Annotated in this window: 17 protein-coding genes; 2 read left to right on the top strand and 15 right to left on the bottom strand. The window is 62.3% G+C overall.

Going from position 1 to position 19,143, the window contains the following annotated elements; translation table 11 throughout:
- Positions 1-16: 16 nt before the first annotated feature.
- Genes astE through MC269_RS10310 form a run of 5 tightly spaced genes read right to left on the bottom strand, consistent with a single transcriptional unit; the run spans position 17 to position 6,088 of the window.
- Positions 17-1,015, bottom strand: coding sequence for a succinylglutamate desuccinylase (gene astE, locus MC269_RS10290; protein WP_239952317.1), 999 nt, complete (start codon positions 1,013-1,015; stop codon positions 17-19).
- Positions 1,016-1,051: 36 nt separating this feature from the next.
- On the bottom strand, positions 1,052-2,377 hold the full coding sequence (gene astB / locus MC269_RS10295) for an N-succinylarginine dihydrolase (RefSeq protein ID WP_239952318.1): 1,326 nt from the start codon (positions 2,375-2,377) through the stop codon (positions 1,052-1,054).
- Positions 2,374-3,843 carry a succinylglutamate-semialdehyde dehydrogenase gene (gene astD, locus MC269_RS10300; protein WP_239952319.1) on the bottom strand — a complete coding sequence of 490 codons (1,470 nt, stop codon included), beginning with the start codon at positions 3,841-3,843 and terminating at the stop codon, positions 2,374-2,376. Before astD ends, astB begins: the two co-directional genes overlap by 4 nt.
- Positions 3,840-4,871: an arginine N-succinyltransferase gene (astA, locus tag MC269_RS10305; RefSeq protein WP_239952320.1), complete on the bottom strand. Its 1,032-nt coding sequence runs from the start codon at positions 4,869-4,871 to the stop codon at positions 3,840-3,842. The genes astD and astA overlap by 4 nt, the downstream gene beginning before the upstream one ends.
- Positions 4,868-6,088, bottom strand: a complete 1,221-nt coding sequence (locus tag MC269_RS10310; protein WP_239952321.1) for an aspartate aminotransferase family protein — start codon at positions 6,086-6,088, stop codon at positions 4,868-4,870. Before MC269_RS10310 ends, astA begins: the two co-directional genes overlap by 4 nt.
- A gap of 918 nt (positions 6,089-7,006) precedes the next feature.
- On the opposite strand from MC269_RS10310, the gene MC269_RS10315 reads away from it, so the two are divergent.
- Positions 7,007-8,080, top strand: coding sequence for a porin (locus tag MC269_RS10315; RefSeq protein ID WP_305802618.1), 1,074 nt, complete (start codon positions 7,007-7,009; stop codon positions 8,078-8,080).
- A gap of 78 nt (positions 8,081-8,158) precedes the next feature.
- Here MC269_RS10315 and MC269_RS10320 read toward each other — a convergent pair whose 3' ends face one another.
- The 9 genes from MC269_RS10320 to MC269_RS10360 form a co-directional block, all read right to left on the bottom strand.
- A complete protein-coding gene (locus tag MC269_RS10320; protein ID WP_081137255.1) occupies positions 8,159-9,067 on the bottom strand; it encodes a bestrophin family protein in 909 nt (302 codons plus the stop codon).
- A gap of 109 nt (positions 9,068-9,176) precedes the next feature.
- The gene (locus MC269_RS10325; protein ID WP_239952322.1) at positions 9,177-9,539 is read right to left on the bottom strand and encodes a hypothetical protein; all 363 of its coding nucleotides are present in this window, start codon (positions 9,537-9,539) and stop codon (positions 9,177-9,179) included.
- Positions 9,540-9,615: 76 nt separating this feature from the next.
- Positions 9,616-11,058 (bottom strand): YchO/YchP family invasin, encoded by a 1,443-nt coding sequence (locus tag MC269_RS10330; protein ID WP_239952323.1) that lies wholly within the window; start codon positions 11,056-11,058, stop codon positions 9,616-9,618.
- A gap of 172 nt (positions 11,059-11,230) precedes the next feature.
- The gene (locus MC269_RS10335) at positions 11,231-12,028 is read right to left on the bottom strand and encodes a glucose 1-dehydrogenase (RefSeq protein WP_081137249.1); all 798 of its coding nucleotides are present in this window, start codon (positions 12,026-12,028) and stop codon (positions 11,231-11,233) included.
- Between the two features lie 12 nt (positions 12,029-12,040).
- A complete protein-coding gene (locus MC269_RS10340) occupies positions 12,041-13,108 on the bottom strand; it encodes an ABC transporter permease (RefSeq protein WP_239952324.1) in 1,068 nt (355 codons plus the stop codon).
- Between the two features lie 47 nt (positions 13,109-13,155).
- Positions 13,156-14,688, bottom strand: coding sequence for a sugar ABC transporter ATP-binding protein (locus MC269_RS10345; RefSeq protein WP_239952325.1), 1,533 nt, complete (start codon positions 14,686-14,688; stop codon positions 13,156-13,158).
- 9 nt (positions 14,689-14,697) lie between these two features.
- Complete coding sequence (locus MC269_RS10350; protein ID WP_239952326.1) at positions 14,698-15,309, bottom strand: DUF2291 family protein; 612 nt, start codon at positions 15,307-15,309, stop codon at positions 14,698-14,700.
- Between the two features lie 45 nt (positions 15,310-15,354).
- Positions 15,355-16,290 (bottom strand): D-ribose ABC transporter substrate-binding protein, encoded by a 936-nt coding sequence (locus tag MC269_RS10355; RefSeq protein WP_081137241.1) that lies wholly within the window; start codon positions 16,288-16,290, stop codon positions 15,355-15,357.
- 57 nt (positions 16,291-16,347) lie between these two features.
- Positions 16,348-17,145 (bottom strand): GolD/DthD family dehydrogenase, encoded by a 798-nt coding sequence (locus tag MC269_RS10360; RefSeq protein ID WP_239952327.1) that lies wholly within the window; start codon positions 17,143-17,145, stop codon positions 16,348-16,350.
- 382 nt (positions 17,146-17,527) lie between these two features.
- Between MC269_RS10360 and MC269_RS10365 the strand changes: the two genes are divergently transcribed.
- Positions 17,528-18,346 (top strand): DeoR/GlpR family DNA-binding transcription regulator, encoded by an 819-nt coding sequence (locus tag MC269_RS10365; RefSeq protein WP_081137237.1) that lies wholly within the window; start codon positions 17,528-17,530, stop codon positions 18,344-18,346.
- Here the strand turns inward: MC269_RS10365 and cobA are convergent.
- A complete protein-coding gene (gene cobA / locus MC269_RS10370) occupies positions 18,343-19,143 on the bottom strand; it encodes a uroporphyrinogen-III C-methyltransferase (RefSeq protein WP_081137235.1) in 801 nt (266 codons plus the stop codon). The genes MC269_RS10365 and cobA overlap by 4 nt on opposite strands.

Here is a 19,143-nt window from a genome sequence, read left to right on the forward strand (position 1 = left end):
GCCGCCGTTTTTTTCGTCAGCGCGGCAGCGCCTCGGCTGACGCGCCCTCCTCCACCAGCATTAGCCCGGCGCGCAGCCCCAGCGCCACGCCAGGATTGGGAAACAGCACACACTCGCGCGCCTGCTGCACCACGTATTGCGTCTCGCCATCCTCCGCCAGCAGCGTGCCCTGCGGAAAGGCGGTGAAGTTGCGCGTCTCCGCGTCCATATGCAGTTTGAACCGCTCGCTGAGTCGGGTGATCTGCTGCACCACCCGGTAGCGGCGCGGCGTCTGCTGCGGCGCCGGCAGCGGCGCGTCGCTCAGCAACGCGGTCAGCGCCTGCTGCGCGGCGGCGAACTGGGTCAGGTCGTTGGCGCCGAACGGCAGCGCTTTGCCCAGCTCCAGCGTGCAGCTGGCGGCGTTAAAAGTGGCGCAGCTGAAGTGGGTAAAGGTGCCGCCGGGCGCGGTGTGGTACACCAGCGCCTCCAGCCCCGCCGCCGCGAGCCAGTGAAGAAAGGCGTCCGGCCAGGGCTGGGGATTAAGCGGCAGCACGCCAAAGCGCGTATGCCAGGAGCCGCGAATGGCGGTATGCAGATCGAGATGCCAGCGCGGCTGATCCTCTTTGCATCCCTGCAGCCAGAAGGCTTCTATCGCCTGCTCCAGGCGCAGCGCGCGCCGCGCCTCGTCACAGTCGTCAATCTGCTGCCAGCGTCCGCCGAACAGGCGATTGACGTCATGGCGCAGGTAGCGCTTGTTGGCGCGCAGCGCGGCAGGGTTGCCGAGGATCGCCAGCACGCGATGGCGCAGCGCCATTTCGCCGCGCAGCAGCGCGCCGATAAGGCTGTTCATGATCTCTACCGGCGCGGTCTCATTGCCGTGAATACCCGCCGACAGCACCAGCGCCTGCTGCGGGTCGCTGAGGGGATCGAGCTGAAGAATACCATGATCGTGCCACTGCCAGCGCAACCAGGGCGTCTTGCCGCATCGCTGACGCGGCGCCTCCCCTGACAGCGTTTGCTGAAGAAAATCGTGCATAGCTACTCCTGTCTGCGATGTAAAGCGCCGTTCCCGCTACTGCTGGAACGCATATACGCTGCCTAAGTCCAGCAGCCGCGTCAGCTCGTCCAGCGCGTCGCGCCCCTCGATCAGCAGCTGCGGATCCGCCAGATCCGCCTGCGTCAGGCGGTCGCGGTAGTGGCGATCCACCCAGCCGTTGAGCGTGGCGAACAGGCGATCGTCCATCATTACCGCCGGGTTCAGCGCCTGCTGCTCCTGCGGCGTCAGCACCACGCGCAGCCGCAGGCAGGCGGGGCCACCGCCGTTGTGCATGCTTTCGCGCAGATCGAAGCTGAGCAGCTCGCGCAGCGGTCCGCCCTGCTCCAGCTGTTCGTTCAGGTAATTCCAGACGCCCGCATGCTGGCGCGATTCCTCTGGCAGCACCAGCAGCATCGCGCCATCTTCACGCGTCAGCAGCTGGCTGTTAAACAGATAGGTGCTGACCGCGTCCGCCACCGAAACGCGGCTGGCGGGCACTTCGATAGCGGTAAAGCCCGGCACGCGCTGCTGCAGCGTCGCCAGCAGCGCCGGCTGATCGACAAACGCCTGCTGATGGCAGAACAGCACCTCACGGTTGCTCACCGCGATAACGTCATTGTGAAACACGCCCTGATCGATCACCTGCGGATTTTGCTGGGCAAAGAGCGTGTGGCGCTCGTCCAGCTGATGCAGTCGGGCAACCGCCTGGCTCGCCTGCAGCGTCTGCCGCGCGGGATAGCGTCCCGGCGCGCTGCCGCCGTTATCGTCGCGCCCGTAAACGAACAGCTGCAGGCTGCGTTCGCCATACGCCGTGCCGAGGCGGTTATGGTTGGCGGCCCCTTCGTCGCCGAACAGCGCCGACTGCGGCAGCGCGTCGTGCACGGCGAAGCGCTGCGGATCGCGAAAGATAGCGCGCAGCAGCCGGGCGGTCTGCGGCGCCTCCATGGCGCGATGGAATTTGTTATTCAGGTTCGCCACGGTGAAGTGCAGCCGTCCGTCGGCGCTGTCGGCCGAAGGCGACACCGTCGCCGCGTTGGCGACCCACATCGCCGAGGCGGAACTCACCGCCGACAGCAGTCCTGGCGAGCGTTTCGCCGCCTGCGCCAGCACCTGCGCATCGCTGCCGCTAAAGCCGAGCTGGCGCAGCAGCGGCAGATTGGGCCGCTCATGCGGCGGGATCACCCCCTGCAAAAATCCGCGATCCGCCAGCGCTTTCATCTTCAGCAGCCCCTGCTTCGCCGCCAGCCGCGGATTCGACGGCTGATGCTGGTGGCGCGTCGAGGCTTCATTGCCGAACGATAATCCAGCGTAGTGGTGCGTCAGGCCCACCAGCCCGTCGAAGTTCGCTTCAACTGTTTTCATGCCTGCTCCTCGCGCGCCGAGAAATCGAGCCCCGGCGAGAGCGCGGCGGGCAGCGTCAGGTCGGGCGTCTCCAGCGACGCCATCGGCCAGGCGCAGTAATCCGCTGCATACCAGGCGCTGGCGCGATGGTTGCCGGAGGCGCCGATGCCGCCGAACGGCGCGCTGCTCGCCGCGCCGGTCAGCGGTTTATTCCAGTTGACAATACCGGCGCGCGCCTCCAGCAGCAGCTGGTCGAACTGACCGCGTGAGGGTGAGATCAGGCCGCATGAGAGGCCGTAGCGCGTATCGTTGGCGAGGCGGATCGCCTCATCAAAGCGATCGTAGCGGATGACGTTCAGCAGCGGGCCGAACACCTCTTCGTCTGGCAGACCGCTTAGCTGGGTGACGTCGATAATGCCCGGCGTCAGCAGCGCCGCGCCGCGTCGCGGCCAGCGCATCTCCAGCAGCGGCCTGCCGCCGAGCGCGACGCGATGCTGCCACGCCTGATAAATTTTTTCCGCCGCCTCGACAGAGATCACGCTGCCCATAAAGGGCTGCGGGTCGGCGTTCCACGCGTCAGGCTGCAGCCGCGCGCTCACCTCCACCAGCCGCTGCAGAAAGGCGTCGCCCGCCGCGCCGCGCTTCACCAGCAGGCGGCGCGCGCAGGTGCAGCGCTGGCCGGCGGTAATAAAGGCCGACTGGATGGCGATATGCACCGCCGCGTCGATATCAGCGGGATCCTCAACGATCAGCGCGTTGTTGCCGCCCATCTCCAGCGCCAGCATCTTCTCTGGCTGTCCAGCGAACTGGCGATGCAGCTGATAGCCGGTGCCCGCGCTGCCGGTAAAGAGCACGCCGTCGATCTGCGCCTCTGCCGCCAGCGCCTGGCCGGTGGCGCGCGCCCCCTGCAGCAGGGCCAGCACGCCGCGCGGCAGCCCCGCCTCCAGCCAGAGCCGCACGGTTTTTTCCGCCGTCAGCGGCGTCAGTTCGCTCGGCTTGAACAGCACGCAGTTGCCCGCCAGCAGCGCCGGCACGATATGGCCGTTAGGCAGATGGCCGGGAAAGTTATAGGGGCCGAACACCGCCAGCACGCCGTGCGGCCGATGGCGCAGCGAGCTTTCGCCTTCGTGCTGTTCGCCGGTGCGCGTGTGGAAAGCCTTTACCGAGATAGCGACCTTATTGATCATCGCCTGCACTTCGGTCAGCGCCTCCCAGCGCGGCTTGCCGGTTTCGGCGGCGATGGTTTCCGCCAGCTCAGTTTTACTGCTCTCCAGCCGCGCGGCGAACCGCTCCGCCAGCGCCTGGCGCTCGGCGAAGGGGCGCCGCGCCCAGGCGGGAAACGCCTCGCGGGCGGCGGCGGCGGCCTGCGCAATCTGCTCTGCCGTGGCGGCGTTGCCCTGCCACAGGGTGTCGCCGGAAACCGGATCGATTTTATGCAGGGGGTCGCCCTGGCCCGGCAGCCATTCGCCGTTAATCATCTGCGTCATGCTCTTTTCTCCTCGCCACCCAGCGTCACCACGCGCAGGCTGTCGCCTGACTGCACGCGCAGTGCCCTGAGCTGATGCTCATTCAGCACTACGTCGTGCTGCTCAATACGCGCCGGCAGCAGCGCGACGCGGAAATGGTGGTAGTCCAGATTCGCCACCAGACAGAGCGGCGCATGAGGGTCCGGCTCGCCGAGCGCCGCGCTGCGCACGTGGCTTTTGCGAATGGCGCGAATGTCGTCGATTTCGCACTCCAGCGTCGGGCCGCCGTCGAAGATGTCGATATAGTTGCGATAGCGGAAGCCTTCTGCCTCCAGCACCGCGCGCGCGGGCGCGGTTTTCTCATGCACCTGACCAATCACCGCCTTCGCCTCGGGCGAGAGATAATCAATATAGAGCGGATGCTTCGGCATCAGTTCGGCGATAAACGCCTTCTGGCCGGTGCCGCTGAGAAAGTCCGCCTTACGGAACTCCATCGAGAAAAAGCGGCTGCCGACGCTCTCCCAGAACGGCGAATGCCCTTCGTCGTCGCTGACGCCGCGCATCTCCGCCACCACGCGATCCATAAACAGATGGCGAAAATTGGCCATAAACAAAAAGCGCGACTTCGACAGCAGATAGCCGTTTTTACCGTCGCGGTAGTCGGGATCGAGAAACAGGGTGCAGAGTTCGCTGCTGCCGGTGTGGTCGTTGCTCAGCGACAGCGTCGGCAGCGCCGCGTAGACGTTCAGCTCTTTCGAGGCGTGCACCTGGGTGCCGACGCGAAAATTGTACCAGGGCTCCTGCAGCCCGACCGCCACCTCAATGGCGCAGATGCCTACGGCGCGGTTATCTTCGCTGTCCGCCAGCACAAAGACGTAGCCCTGTTCGGCGCGCGGCAGCGCATCCTGCCAGGTTTGCAGCGATCGCTCGATGCGCGCCTGTAGAGTTGGACTGTCCACCGGCAGCGAGGTCAGGCCGCCGCCGGTTTTCGCCGCCAGCGCCAGCAGCTGCGCCAGATCGTCATGTTCAACCGGGCGTATTACCATCATGATGTCGATCCTCGCGCCAGGTGTTCGCAGGCGACGGCGAAGCGCGCCATGCCGGTTTTCACCTCTTCTTCACTGATATTTAACGCGGGCGCGAAGCGCACCACGTTCGCGCCGGCGATCAGCACCATTACGCCCTGCTCGGCGGCGGCCAGGTTAAACTGCTTCGCCTTGCCGGCGTAGTCATCATTCAGCACCGCGCCGATCAGCAGACCAAGGCCGCGCACCTCTTTAAACAGATGCAGCCGCTGGTTGATCTCCTCCAGCGCCTCGACGATCCAGCGATGGCGCTCCATTACGCCCACCAGCGTGACGGGCTGGTTGATCAGCTCCAGCACCTTGCCCGCCACCGCGCCCGCCAGCGGATTGCCGCCGTAGGTGGTGCCGTGGGTGCCGACGTTCATCACCTGCGCCAGATCCTCGCGCGTCAGCATTGCGCCGATGGGAAAACCGCCGCCTAACGCTTTGGCGGTGGTCAGCACGTCCGGGGTGACGCCGTAGTGCATATAGGCGTAAAGCGACCCGGTGCGGCCCACCCCGCTCTGCACTTCGTCAAAAATCAGCAGCGCCTGGTGTCGATCGCAGAGTTCGCGCAGGCCGCGCAAAAAGGCGGGATCGGCGGGCAGCACGCCGCCTTCCCCCTGAATCGGTTCGACAATCACCGCGCAGGTATTGTCGTCAATCAGCTGCGCCGCCGCCTCCAGGTCGTTAAACGGGGCATGACGAATATCGGGCGGCAGCGGGGCGAAATCTTTTGAGTAGGCGGGCTGGCCGCCGGCGGACACGGTAAACAGGGTGCGGCCGTGAAAGGCGTTATTAAAGGCGACAATGGTGCTTTTCTGCGCGCCGAAACGATCGTGCGCGGTTTTGCGCGCCAGCTTGAGCGCCGCCTCGTTGGCTTCGGCGCCGGAGTTGCAGAAGAAGACGCGGTCAGCGAAGGTGGCGTCGATCAGCTGCTTCGCCAGGCGCAAAATCGGCTCGTTGGTGTAGCCGTTGCCGGTATGCCACAGGCGCGCCGCCTGTTCGGTCAGCGCCTGCTGCAGCGCCGGATGCGCATGGCCCAGCGCGTTAACGGCGATGCCGCCGGCAAAGTCGATATACTCCTTGCCGTTCTGATCCCAGAGCGTCGATCCCGCAGCGCGTACCGGGACAAAGTTCGCTGGCGCATAGACCGGCACCATCCATTGATCGAAATCGTGACGCGAAACCTGCAGTGACATAACTGTTTCTCCTGCCTTCCCGCCCGGCGCGCCGGTGAGTAAAGCGAATGTTTTAAATTTGTGAAATCGGGGTAAACGCAGCCCTACTCTAGATTGCAGCTAACGTGCCAGCCAAGCGAAGAAATGCATAAAAGCCTCGACGCAACGGAATATCAACATGTTACGCAACGACGCTATTCACTTAAAATGAATAGATAGTGAATAATTTTGCTGGCGCCGCGCTTGCGCCGCACAATCCGCAGCGGATTTATGCACTCGCCGGAGTAAATGTTGCTTTTGTGATCGCTCCTGACTTTTATGGCCGCTTAAGGGCAATTTACGCACTCTGACGGTGCATGCTGCCCTGTAAACGCGCAGCGCAGGCAAAAAAATAAGGCGGCCGTGCGTCAGAAATAATGCGCACAACCTTTTTCATCACGCGCAAATAAAGCAGGCGAGAAAAGAAAAGGCTATTTTTTGAGCAGAAATAGATAATAAATGATGAGCGCCAACACAATTATTGCTGACGTTATTATCAGGCCAGAAATAAACCACTCCCAGTCGGAAACAACTGTAAGCAAGCTAATTATTAGAGCATCAGGTTTATATTTTTCTTTGCACTTTTTTGGTTAAGCTTGATTTTCATCCGGGATTAGCTAGCGAATAACCTGCCGTTATGCGCAATAAGATAAAAGCCAGACCCACCCATAAAATTAAATAATTATCATAAAGTTAAAATAAAATAAGCTGTCTGAACATTTCTGTCTGACCCGCTGGCGCAATCCCACCTGATGCACAACCATTGCACCACAAAGAGGAAAACCCGCATAGAAATATTTAGTTACACTTATTGCACTAGGTCAATTTATCCTTTTGTGTCATTTTTCTTTCACCCCAGATAGCGGGGAATAATAACTTACAAAGACAGGGTAAATATAAATGATGAAGCGCGCTTTACTGGCGACGGTGGTGTCGTCCATGCTCGGAATATCTGCCGGTCAGGCAGCAGAAATTTATAATAAAGATGGCAACAAGCTCGATTTAGTCGGGAAAATTAACGTCTCGCACCTGTTTTCAGACGACAGTAACAATGACGGCGATACCTCCTCTTATGCCCGTCTGGGCTTTAAGGGCGAGACGAAAATCACCGACCAGCTCACCGGCTACGGCTTCTGGCAGTATCAGTACAGCCTGCGCAACTCTGAAGGCAGCGACGCCCAGACCGGCAACCGCACTCGCCTGGGCTACGCCGGCCTGAAGTTCGGCAAGGCGGGCTCGCTGGACTACGGCCGCAACTACGGTCTGGTCTACGATTCACTGGCCTACACCGATATGCTGCCCTTCTTCGGCGGCGACTCGGGCTACACCGACGGCTTCCTCGCGGGCCGCTCTACCGGCGTGCTGACCTGGCGCAATAAAGATTTCTTTGGGCTGCTGAAGGGCCTGAACCTGGCGGCGCAGTATGAAGGCAAAAACGATCGCGCCGCTAACACCGATGGCGTACGCCGCTCTAACGGCGACGGCTATGCGCTCTCTGCCAGCTACGATACTGATTTCGGCCTGAGCATCAGCGGCGCTTACGCCAGCCTGGATCGCACCGAGGCGCAGAACGCGGCGGCGCGCGGTGACGGCGACAAAGCGCAGAACTGGGCGACGGCGGTGAAATATGACGCCAACCAGATCTACCTGGCGGCGATGTATGGCGAAACCCTGAACGCCACGCCGATCAGCGGCGGCTTCGCCAACAAAGCGCAAAACTTTGAAGCGGTGGCGCAGTACCAGTTCCTGAACGGGTTCCGTCCGTCGCTGGCCTATGTCTCATCGAAGGGCAAAGAGATTGAAAATATCGGCGACGCCGACATTTTCAAATATGTCTCTGCTGGCGTCACCTACTACTTCAACAAGAACATGTCCACCTACGTGGAGTACAAGATCAACCTGCTTGACGATAATAACCCGCTCGGCCTGAAAACCGACGATATCACCGCCGTCGGTCTGATCTACCAGTTCTGAGTCGCTTTACCCTCACAGGCGCCCGGTTTGTGTCAGTCGGGCGCGCAAAGGCCGCGCAAGCGGCCTTTTTTTATCGCTTTACGTCAGCCGGTAGCGCACGTCGGGCCGCAGCGGCGTCGGCAGCGTCTCCTCTTCTCCCGCCATTTCGCGCAGGCTGATCTCAATATTGGCGCAGATGGCATCCATCGGCAGATGGTTGTTCTGATAGCCGAACGGCATCTCCAGCTCCTCCGCCAGCGTATCGAGCGACAAAAAGGTATAGGAGATAAACATCGACACCAGCGGCGTCATGTAGTGCAGATCGGGCGCCAGCGCGAACGGCAGCAGCGTGCAAAACAGGTAGACGGTGCGGTGCAGCAGCAGCCCGTAGGCGAACGGCACCGGCATGCTCGCCAGCCGCTCGCAGCCGCCGAGCACCGCCGCCAGCTGATTCAGGCTCTCGTCAATGTTGCTCCACACCAGATCGCTGATGTTGCCCTGACGGCGCTGATCCGCCAGCCAGTGCGACAGCTGCAGATGCAGCATATTGGTCGGCGAGCGGCGCGACAGCACCCATTCAGCCTCTTCGCCCAGCAGCCGCTGCAGATCGGCGCGCGCATCGCTGCGCCGCAGCTGATGCTTCAGGCTGTAGCAGAACGCCAGCAGCAGCGCCTGGATGCGCGGCGCATCGTTGGGAAACAGCGCCAGCACCTGACGCTGCAGCGTGCGGCAGGCGATCAGCAGCGCGCCGAAAAAGTGACGCGCCTCGCTGAAGCGTGCAAAGCAGACGCTGTTGCGGAAGCCGAGAAAAACCGCGATAGAGACGCCGAGCAGGCTAAACGGCGCCAGCGTCAGCCGGATGCCGAGCGTCTCGTACCAGTTGAGCAGCCAGAGCGCCAGCAGCGACATCAGCAAATTGAGAAACAGACGAAACGAAATATCAGGCAGCACTGAGCCGTGCCAGGCGAACAAACGAACGAACCAGTGGCGATGGGGACGAACGATCATGATAGGCAGATGAAAAGGGATTTTGCGGCGATTCTGCGACTTTCCCGCGCGCCTGACCAGCGATTAATTGTGACAATTGTCACAATTAATCGCTGACCAGGCAGACAGGTTACGCGCTGATACTGCCGCAGCGGGCAAGCATCGCCGCCACGGCGCGCGCGGCGTCAGGCTCATCCGGCGCGTAATAGAACTGAGCGCTGGTTTCGCGGCGGCTGGCTGTCGTCACCTCAACCCAGGCCACCGCCTCGTCATGCCCATCCAGCAGGTTGAATCGGTCGACGCCGCCCGGCAGAGGATCGTCGGCTTCCAGGCGCAGTCGCTGGTGGCGCGCCTCTCTGGCCAGACACGCCTCAACGCCGGCCCGATGGCCAGAAAAGTAGCCGACGGTGGTTTCAGGATGGGCCGACACATGCCCCAGATCGACGCAGCCGCTGAGCAGGCAGGCAGCAAAGGCGAGAGAAAGTGCTTTCATGGTATCCCCCTTTAAGGCGTTAAGCGTAAAAAGGTGACTCTAGCGCACGCTGCGTCACGCTCGCCTCAACAACGCTTCAGGGCGCCATAATATCGAAGCGATCCCCTTCCTGCCCGTTATCGACCCGCATCGGCGGCTGCACCGTCAGGGTGATCCAGTTGGAGGTGACGCGCTGCTGCTTATCATCCTCCAGCGTCACTGACAGACGGTACTCGTTGCTGGCGCCTGGGGAGTCGTCCCACGCGGGCACAATCAGGCTCCAGCCCTGCGGCTGGCTGTTATCCGCCGGCGGCGTCAGGCTCAGCGCCTGGGTGTCGCCCTGCCAGCTCACCGCCTTGATCGGGTTGCTGTGGCGGATCTGCAGCTTCAGCGGCAGGCTTTCGCCCGGCGTCAGCTGCCACGGCGGCGTGGCGAGAAACACCGACAGGGTTTTACGCTGGCGGAAATCGAGCACCGGCGTGTCTGAGCGGGTAACGCGGTCGTAGCGGCTGCCGCGTAGCGAGCGCGCCTCGGCAACATTGCTCGCCTCCAGCTGCTTGCTCAGCGCCACGCCGAAGCGGTAGTTGAGCTTCAGGCCGAGCTGATCCTGGGTTTCCCCCGCGCTGCTGGTTTTATGGCTGGCCGACAGCGTTACCAGCGGCACCGGCGTATAGGAGAGGCCGAGCGACAGCGCTGAGGGATTGTGATAGCGGTTACCGCTGTGAAACAGATCGACGTTGTCGCCGAGATACTGCTCCCAGCTCAGCGACACGCCGAGCTGGCGGTAGAACGGCAGATAGCTCTGGGTGGTGATGTCATAGCCGCGCGCCATGCGCTGCTGCTGCGTCTCGCCGCTGTTCTTCCAGCCGCCCAGCGGATGATAGTAGTTGGCGGAGAGGCGCAGATTTTCGTTCCAGGCCTCGGTGCCGAGCGAGGCGCGCTGCTGGCCGATATCGACGCTGCGGTCAAGAAAGGCGTTGTAGCCAAGCAGCCAGTTCGGCGTCACCCAACGCTGGCCCAGCCCGACGTTGCCCACCAGCCCGTCGCTGGTGTCGCGCAGCCCGACCTGGCTAAAAGTAAGATGGCTGCGCTGGTCCGACAGCGCGGTAAAAAGATCGCCGCCGGTGCCGGTAAAGCTGCCCTGCATATCCACCATCAGATCGAGCTGGGCGTTGCCGTAGGGCGAGAGCAGCGACTTCCCTTCGCTCTCGACGCGGTTCGCTACCTCGTCGCGGAAGTGGTTAAAGGCCCAGACGCCCGCCTGCTGGCCGAACGTGGTGTCGCTGTCGCCGTTTTGACTCGCTTCGCCGATGCTTTTGGCGATGGTGGCGAGGCGCTTATTCCACTCATCGTCGCTGCTGGCGTTGCCCAGCGCGGGCAGCGCCGCCAGCTGCTGCTGAAAGCGCGCCGGATCGTCGAAGGGCGCCTGCGCGACAGAGGGCGTTTCGGTAAAGGCCTGGGCGGCAGGCACGCTAATAAGCGCCGCCGCAGCGACCCGTAGCCATCTACCCAGTAAGAGAGGAGAACGATAAAAAAGCATCAGGGGCACAATCTGTTTTTCAGCGTATTAACGAGACCTTGCTCACAAAACCAATAGCGTAACTTTAACACATCGTCATTATTATGCAGGCCGAAGCGGCAATATAGTGGGAAAAGCGGGCGAAAAAGGCGGGGGAACGCTGGATAAACAGGCTGTTTACCCAGCGGATACGTCAGGAGAAGATCAGGCCGCCGTCGACGTTGATGGTCTGGCCGGTAATATAGCGCGCGTCCTCCGAGGCGAGGAACGCCACCAGTCCGGCAACATCCTCGGGCTGACCGGCGCGCTTCAGCGGAATATTTTCGACCCACTCCGCCATCAGCTCGCCCTTGCCATAGGTTTTCTTCTCGCTGCTGAGGATCTCACCCCAGACGCGATCGTTATAATCCCACATCTCGCTTTCGATAATACCGGGACAGAAGGCGTTGACGGTGATATGCCAGGGCGCCAGCTCGAGCGCCAGGCTCTGGGTGATACCGATTACCCCCATCTTGCTCGCCGCGTAGTGCGGCGTATAGATAAAGCCCTGACGGCCCTGGCCCGACGAGGTGTTGATTAAACTGCCGCGATTCTGCTGCACCATATATTTCGCCGCTTCACGACAGCAGAGCCAGACGCCGGTGGTGTTGACCGCCAGCACTTTCTCAAAGTCCGCTTTCGGCATCGCGTCGAAGCGATCGATGGTGATCACCCCTGCGTTCTGAATTGAGACGTCGATGCGGCCAAAGCGGTCAAACGCCTGCTGGTAAAGCTGGCGCACCGCCTCTTCATCGGTGACGTCCGCCTGCAGCGCCAGGATCTCGCTGCCGTAGCGCGCCGCCAGCGTCTCGGCGGTGGCAAACACCCGCTCGGCGTTGGAGACCATCACCAGGTTTGCGCCGTCGCGCGCGAAGCGCTCGGCGATGCCGGCGCCGATGCCGCGACAGGCGCCGGTAATCACTACGGTTTGTCCTTGAAAATTACGCGTCATGTTGCCCTCCGCTTATCCATGACTCACTTTAGACAGGGGTGTCGACTGCTGCTTTTTTTCATGGCGACGCAGCAGCACCACTTTGCTTTGCAACCGTTGCTGGAACTGGTCGATCACCACGGCGGTGACGATCACCAGCCCTTTGATCACCATCTGCCAGAAATCGCTGACGCCCATCATCACCATGCCGTCGGCAAGGAAGACGATAACGAAGGCGCCGATAATCGAGCCGGAGACGCGGCCGCGTCCGCCCGCCAGCGCCGTGCCGCCCAGCACCGTGGCGCCGATGGCGTCCATCTCGAACATATTGCCGGTCATTGGATGGGCGGTTTGCAGCTGCGACGCCACCACCAGCCCTACCAGCCCGGCGCAGAGGCCGGAGAAGGCGTAGACGAAAATCTTCACCTTGACGATCGGCACGCCCGCCAGCCGCGCGGCCGACTCGTTGCCGCCGGTGGCGTAGATATAGCGTCCCAGCGGGGTTTTGCGCGTCAGGTAGAGGCCGAGCAGCAGAAAGCCCACCATCAGCCAGATCGGCAAGTAGACGCCGAGCAGCGTGCCGGAGCCGAGAAAGGCGAAGCCGGTGTTGCCGAGCGCCGGCAGGCCCACCAGGTTGGCGTAGGTGCTGCCGTCGTTGAACAGCAGCGCCGCGCCGCGCGCCACGTACATCATGCCGAGGGTGCAGATAAAGGGCGCGACGCCGAGCCGGGTGATCACCGCGCCGTTCACCAGCCCGATAATCATGCCAAACACGGCTACCGCCAGGATCACCTCCGGCACGTTAAGGAACAGGGTGTTGCCGCCCCACAGCGGCACGCCGCTGGTGAGCAGCGCGCCCGCCACCATGCCGCAGATGCCCGCCACCGCGCCGACCGAGAGGTCGATGCCGCCGGTGAGGATCACCAGCGTCATGCCGATGGCCAGCAGCCCGGTAATGGCGACGTGCTGGGTCATAATCAGCAGGTTCGACGGGGTAAGGAAGTTCGGCACCATCACGCTGAAAAAGCCGATAACAATCAGCAGCGCGATAAAGGTGCGCGCTTTCAGCAGGTACATATAGAGCAGGTATTTTTGGTTCATCATTTCTCCAGCAGGCGATCGCCCGTCATGCCTGTGAAACCGGCGGCTTAGTCATGCGGCGTCGAGGCCGTAATCAGTTTCTCGCGCGTGGCGTCGGCGCGGGATAAATCGGCGGTAATGCGTCCGTCGGCCATCACCAGCACGCGGTCCGCCAGCGCCATTACCTCATCCAGCTCGGACGAAGAGAACATCACCGCCAGTCCCTGCTGCGCCAGCGTGCCGATCAGGTGATAAACGTCGGTTTTTGCGCCGACGTCGATGCCGCGCGTCGGCTCATCCAGCAGCACCACCTGCGGCCCGGTCATCAGCGCCTTGCCCAGCACCACCTTCTGCTGGTTACCGCCGCTCAGCGAGGTGATCGGCAGCTCGGGATCGCTGACCTTGATCGCCAGGTGCCCGATCATTTCGTCCACGCGCCGCTTCTCCTGCGCCGGACGCAGCAGCCGCAGCGCGCGGCGAAAGCCGCGCAGGCTGAGGTCGGTCAGGGTCATATTGGCGGTGATCGACATCAGCTGCACCACCCCTTCGCCCTGGCGATCCTCCGGCACCAGCGCGATGCCGCGCTTCAGACGCTGCTGAAAGCTGCTGCGCTCCAGCGCGCTGCCCGCCAGCCGCACCTTGCCCGACTGACAGTGCATTAAACCGATCAGCCCCTTGAACAGCTCGGTGCGCCCGGCGCCCAGCAGGCCGTAAATGCCGATCACTTCCCCTTTGCGCAGCGAGAAGCTGACGTCGTTGAGGCGGTAGCCGCCGTTCTGGTGCAGCGCAGTCAGGCCGCTCACCTCCAGCACCGTCTCCCCCTGCGGCGCCGCCTGATAGTCGAAGTGCTTTTTCTTGTCGCCAACCATCTGCTCGATAATCCAGGGCACGCTGGCGTCGCGCACCTCGCGCTCGCTGATAAAGCGGCCGTCGCGGAAGATGGTGATGTGGTCGCCGATCTCCATCAGCTCCTCCAGCCGATGGGAGATATAGATAATGGTGACGCCGCGCCGCTTCAGCTGGTCGATCACATTGAACAGCACCCGCACCTCTGACTGGCTGAGCGCGCTGGTCGGCTCGTCCATAATCAGCACGCGCGTATCTTTCGAGAGCGCGCGCGCGATCTCCACCAGCTGCTGATGGCCGATGCCCAGTTCGCCGAGCGGCGCGTAGGGGTCGACATCCAGCTCCAGCCGCTCCAGCAGCGACTTCGCCAGCGCATACTGATACTTCTCGTTGATGGTGCCGCGCTGGAAGAACTCGTTGGCGATAAAGATGTTGTCCATTACGTTCATATTGGGGAACAGGTTCAGCTCCTGAAAGATGATGCTGATGCCCTGTTTTTCCGCCTGATGGGTCGAGGCGAGCGTCACCGGCTGCCCGTCGAGCAGGATCTCGCCGCTGGAGAGTGTTTCCACGCCAGCCAGCATCTTCATCATGGTGGATTTGCCCGCGCCGTTTTCGCCGATCAGCACATTGACCTTGTTGCGGTAGACGCGGTAGTTGACCTGATCGAGCGCGGTGACGCCGGGATAGATGCGCGACAAGTTGCGCGTCTCGATGATCACCTCGCTGGCCGCGTCCGCTTGTGGATTATGCATAGCCGCTCCTTACTGCCGCGCGATTGCGACGGGCGTCACGTTCGGGATCTGCTGCGGCACGTCCCAGCTGCTGAACACGCCCGTCAGCTGAACCCTGTCGCCGACCTCCGGTTTAAACGCCGCCATCATATCGGCGGCCTGCTGATTGATGGCGCGGCCGTAGTCGCCGAACAGCACCTGATCGTTGAAGTCCTGATAGCTGGCGCCCTTGTAGGCGTCGCGCAGCGCGGTGCCGGGGATAATCGGGCCGGTCTGCACCGTTACGCTGTCGCCGGCGGCGGTTTTCACCGTCATGCGGCCGTTGCGCGAGGTGGTGTTGAGCGCCGTCACCTCACCGCTGACGCTGACGCTAAAGATGCAGGGGTTTTCCGCCTGGCTGCGGTAGCCCAGCGTGCGGCAGGCGGCGTCGAAATCTTTCTCCGCCTGCAGCGCCTGCAGCAGCGCTGCCGCCGGTTTCGCATCGTGCTGCACCTGCGGCACCAGCTGCTCGCGCCAGGTCTGGGCGATATTCGCCATCTTCGGGTTGGGCGGATTTTTCAGATCCGCCAGCTCCTGCTGCGACACAATGCGGCAACCGCCGAGCACCATCATCGGCAGCAGAAGCCAGAGTCGTCTGTCCATTCGATTCTCCTGACGCCCGTCGAGCACGGGCGCCGCTGCGAGTGATTACGACTTAAAGTTGAAGTCCTGCACGCCGCTGGCGTTGTCCGGCGTGATCAGGATGCCGCGGAACATCACGCGCTGCTTCGCCGGTTTAGTGCCTTTCTGAATGAAGTTGTCCAGATCGGTGACGCCCTGGGCGGCGATGGCCTGCGCCTGCAGCATCACCGTGGCTTTCAGCGTGCCGGCTTTCACCGCGTCGCGCTCGTCGTTGCTGCCGTCGATGCCCACCACGGTAACGTCGTCGCGCCCCGCCGCCTTCAGCGCGGCGATAGCGCCCAGCGCCACCGGCCCGTTGCCGCAGATCACCCCTTTCACATCGGGGTGCGCCTGCAGGATGCTGTCCATAATGCGCTTGCCGTCGATCAGGGTGCCTTTCGCGTCCTGACGCGCCACGCTCTGCATATCGGGATACTGATCCAGTACCTGATGGAAGGATTTCGAACGCGTGACGCAGTTGTTGTCCGCCAGGTTGCAGGTCAGCTCGGCGTATTTGCCCTTCTCGCCCATCTTCTCAACGAACACGGTGGCGACGTCGGAGCCGGCCTGGAAGTTGTTATGGGTGATCTGCTCCAGTGCCACGTCATCCACCGGGATCTCGCGGTTGATCAGCACCACCGGGATGCCGGCCGCTTTGGCTTTTTTGATCGCCGCCACGCTGGCGGTAGAGTCGGCGTTGTCGAGAATAATGCCCTGCACCTTTTTGCCGATGGCGGCGTCAATCAGCTCGCTCTGCTTCTTGACGTCTTCGCCGTGCGACAGCACCGAGGTTTTGTAGCCCAGCGCCTGCGCCTTGAGGTTGGCGCCTTTGGCTTCCGAGGCGTAATAGGGATTATCCAGCGAGTTAACGAGGATCATGATGGTGCCTTTCTCCGCCGCGAAGCCGGCGCTGGAGAAGAGGCTGGCGGCGATCGCGGTGCACAACAGGGAGCGGATGGTCATGGTGAGGTTCTCTCTTCTATGTGTAGGGTTGTGACGCTGTACGGGTGTGGTGCTGCATTACCAGATGGTAAAACCGCCATCGATCATCAGATCGGCGCCGGTAATCATGTCGCTGCCGTTGCTGGCGAAAAACAGCACGGCGGCGGCGATTTCGTCGGTGTAGGCGAAGCGTCCTAACGGGATCAGTTTTTTCATCTGTTCGCCTTTCTCGCCGCGCCAGGCTTTTTCGCCCATCGGCGTCAGCACCACGGTGGGCGACAGGGTGTTGACGTTGATGCGGTGCGGGGCGAACTCTTTCGCCATCACTTTGGTCATGCCGAGCAGGCCCGCCTTCGCCGAGGTGTAGGCGACATGGTTGTCGATGGCGATAGAGGCGGCCTGCGAAGCGATGTTGATAATCTTGCCGCCGTTGCCCGCTGCCACCATGCGTTTGCCCGCCGCCTGGGCGCAGAGAAACGGCCCGGTGAGGTTGACGGCGATCTGCTTCTGCCATTCGGCGAAGTCGGTCTCCAGCACCGGCTGCAGCATCACGTAGCCGGCGCAGTTGACCAGAATGTCGATCTGCCCGTAGTGCTGCGCCACCGCGTCGAACGCCCTTTCCACCGAGGCGGGTTCGGTGACGTCGCACTCGACGAACTGCACCTTATCGGCGTCGAAGCCGTCGCGCAGGCTGGCGACTTTCTCCGCCTCAAAAGGGGGATAGAGCAGCGCCAGACGCGCCCCTTTCGCCAGCAGCATCTCGTTGCTCGCCATGGCGATGCCGCCCAATCCGCCGGTGACCACCGCCACTTTGCCGCCGAGATCCAGGCTGCTGTCGACGCCGTAGCGCAGGTTTACGTCATATTCACTGCTCATCTGTGCTTCTCCTGTGTGGTGCCGGGCGGCCGCGCCCGATAACCGTGATTTTTTACTGGCCGCAAAGGAATCATTCATTTTCGAACAAAAATATATGCTATCGAATCGATACGGTATGTGGGTGAGATCAAATTTCATACACCTCGCAAAAATAAATTTTATCCCCTTGTTTTGCCGTGCAATCAGCGGTAATGCTAACAAGCCGCATGGATAAAGGCGCTACGCGAACCCAGCACATTCAACAACATGCGCACATATCATTTTCGTTCGAAAATAAAAGCACCACCGAGCCGTCTCGCAATCGCCAAAAGTGCGGGGTAAACTCAGCGACAGGCGCCTGTTCGCCAGAAACGACCGTGGTTGAAAAGAGGGAGCATTTCGATTGAAAAGCAAAACTGAGCAGCTTGCCGATATGCAGCAGCGCCGCGAAAAGATCCTGGAGATGATCCGCGAAGACGGCACGGTGACGGTGAAGGCGCTGACGGAGGCGTTCGGCCTGACAGAGGCCACCATCCGTACCGACCTGAGAATGCTGCAAAAGCAGGGGTTTGTGCAGCGCTATCACGGCGGCGCCACCCTGATGACCGGCAAGCAGAATACCGGGGCGCTGCTGCTGGAGCGGCAGACCCATCTGGAGGAGAAAGAGGCGATTGGCCGGCTGGCGGCGCAGCATATCGAAAACGGCGACACGGTGATTTTCGATTCAGGCACCACCACCACCGCCATTGCCGAAGCGATTGGCCATATTCGCCGCCTGTCGGTGGTCACCACGGCGGTGAATATCGCCCTCAAGCTGGGCGGCGAGCCAGGCATCAACATCCTGCTGACCGGCGGCACCTTTAAGTTCCCCACGCTCTCCACCTCCGGCGAAAAGGCGGCGAACTTCTTTGAAAACGTGCTGGCAGAGAAGCTGTTTCTCGCCACCGCCTGCATCTCGCCGCGCCTCGGCCTCAGCTTTCCCAGCGAGACCGACATCAAAGTAAAAATGGCGATGATTAAATCCGCCAGCCAGGTCTACGTGGTGGCGGACTCCAGCAAAATCGACAAGGTGTCGATGTTCGCGCTGCCCTGCGACTGGAGCCATATCCACTATCTGATCACCGATGACGGCATCAGCGCGGCGCAGATCGCCGCCTTCGAGGCGCTTGGCGTCAACGTGCTGGTGGCGTCGCTGCCGCAGGCGCAGCGGCGCGCGGTTTAGGCCTGTGCGGCGGCCGCGGCGGGCTGCGCGGCGGCGGCGTAGCGCACCACCTCGCCGACGATCAGCAGCGACGGTGACACCGGCTGCTGCTGCGCCACCGTCTCTGCCAGCGCCGCCAGCGTGGTGATCAGCACCCGCTGATCCGCACGCGTGCCGTTCTCGATAATGGCCACCGGCGTCTCGCCCGCGCGCCCCTGGCGCTGCAGCTGTTCGGCGATCGACGCGCTCCAGCGCAGCCCCATATAGAACACCAGCGTCTCGCGCGGGTCGCTCAGCGCCTGCTCCGCCAGCCGCGGCTCGCCGAGTTTGCCGTGGCCGGTGATCAAGCGCAGCGACTGGGCGCAGTCGCGGTGCGTCAGCGGGATAGTGCTGGCGGCGGCGCAGCCGACCGCGGCGGTAATGCCCGGCACCACCTCGCAGCGCACCTGCGCCTGCTGCAGAAACGCCAGCTCCTCGCCGCCGCGCCCGAAGATAAAGGGATCGCCCCCTTTCAGGCGCACCACCTCGCGGCCGCCGCGCGCCAGATCCGCCAGCAGCTGATTGATCTCGCCCTGCTTCAGCCCGTGACGGCCCGGCTGCTTGCCGACGTCGATGCAGATCGCCGAGGCCGGCACCTCCGCCATCACCGCCTCGCTCACCAGCCGGTCATAGACCACCACCTCCGCCTGGTGTAGCAGCCGTAGCGCTTTTACCGTCAGCAGCTCGACGTCGCCCGGACCGGCGCCCACCAGCCAGACGCGCCCCTCTCCCTGGCCGTTCGCCAGCAGTGTATTCAGTGTTTCGATTGCACAGGTCAT

The organism is Pantoea sp. Z09, assembly GCF_022394795.1.
GTDB lineage: Bacteria > Pseudomonadota > Gammaproteobacteria > Enterobacterales > Enterobacteriaceae > Pantoea > Pantoea latae.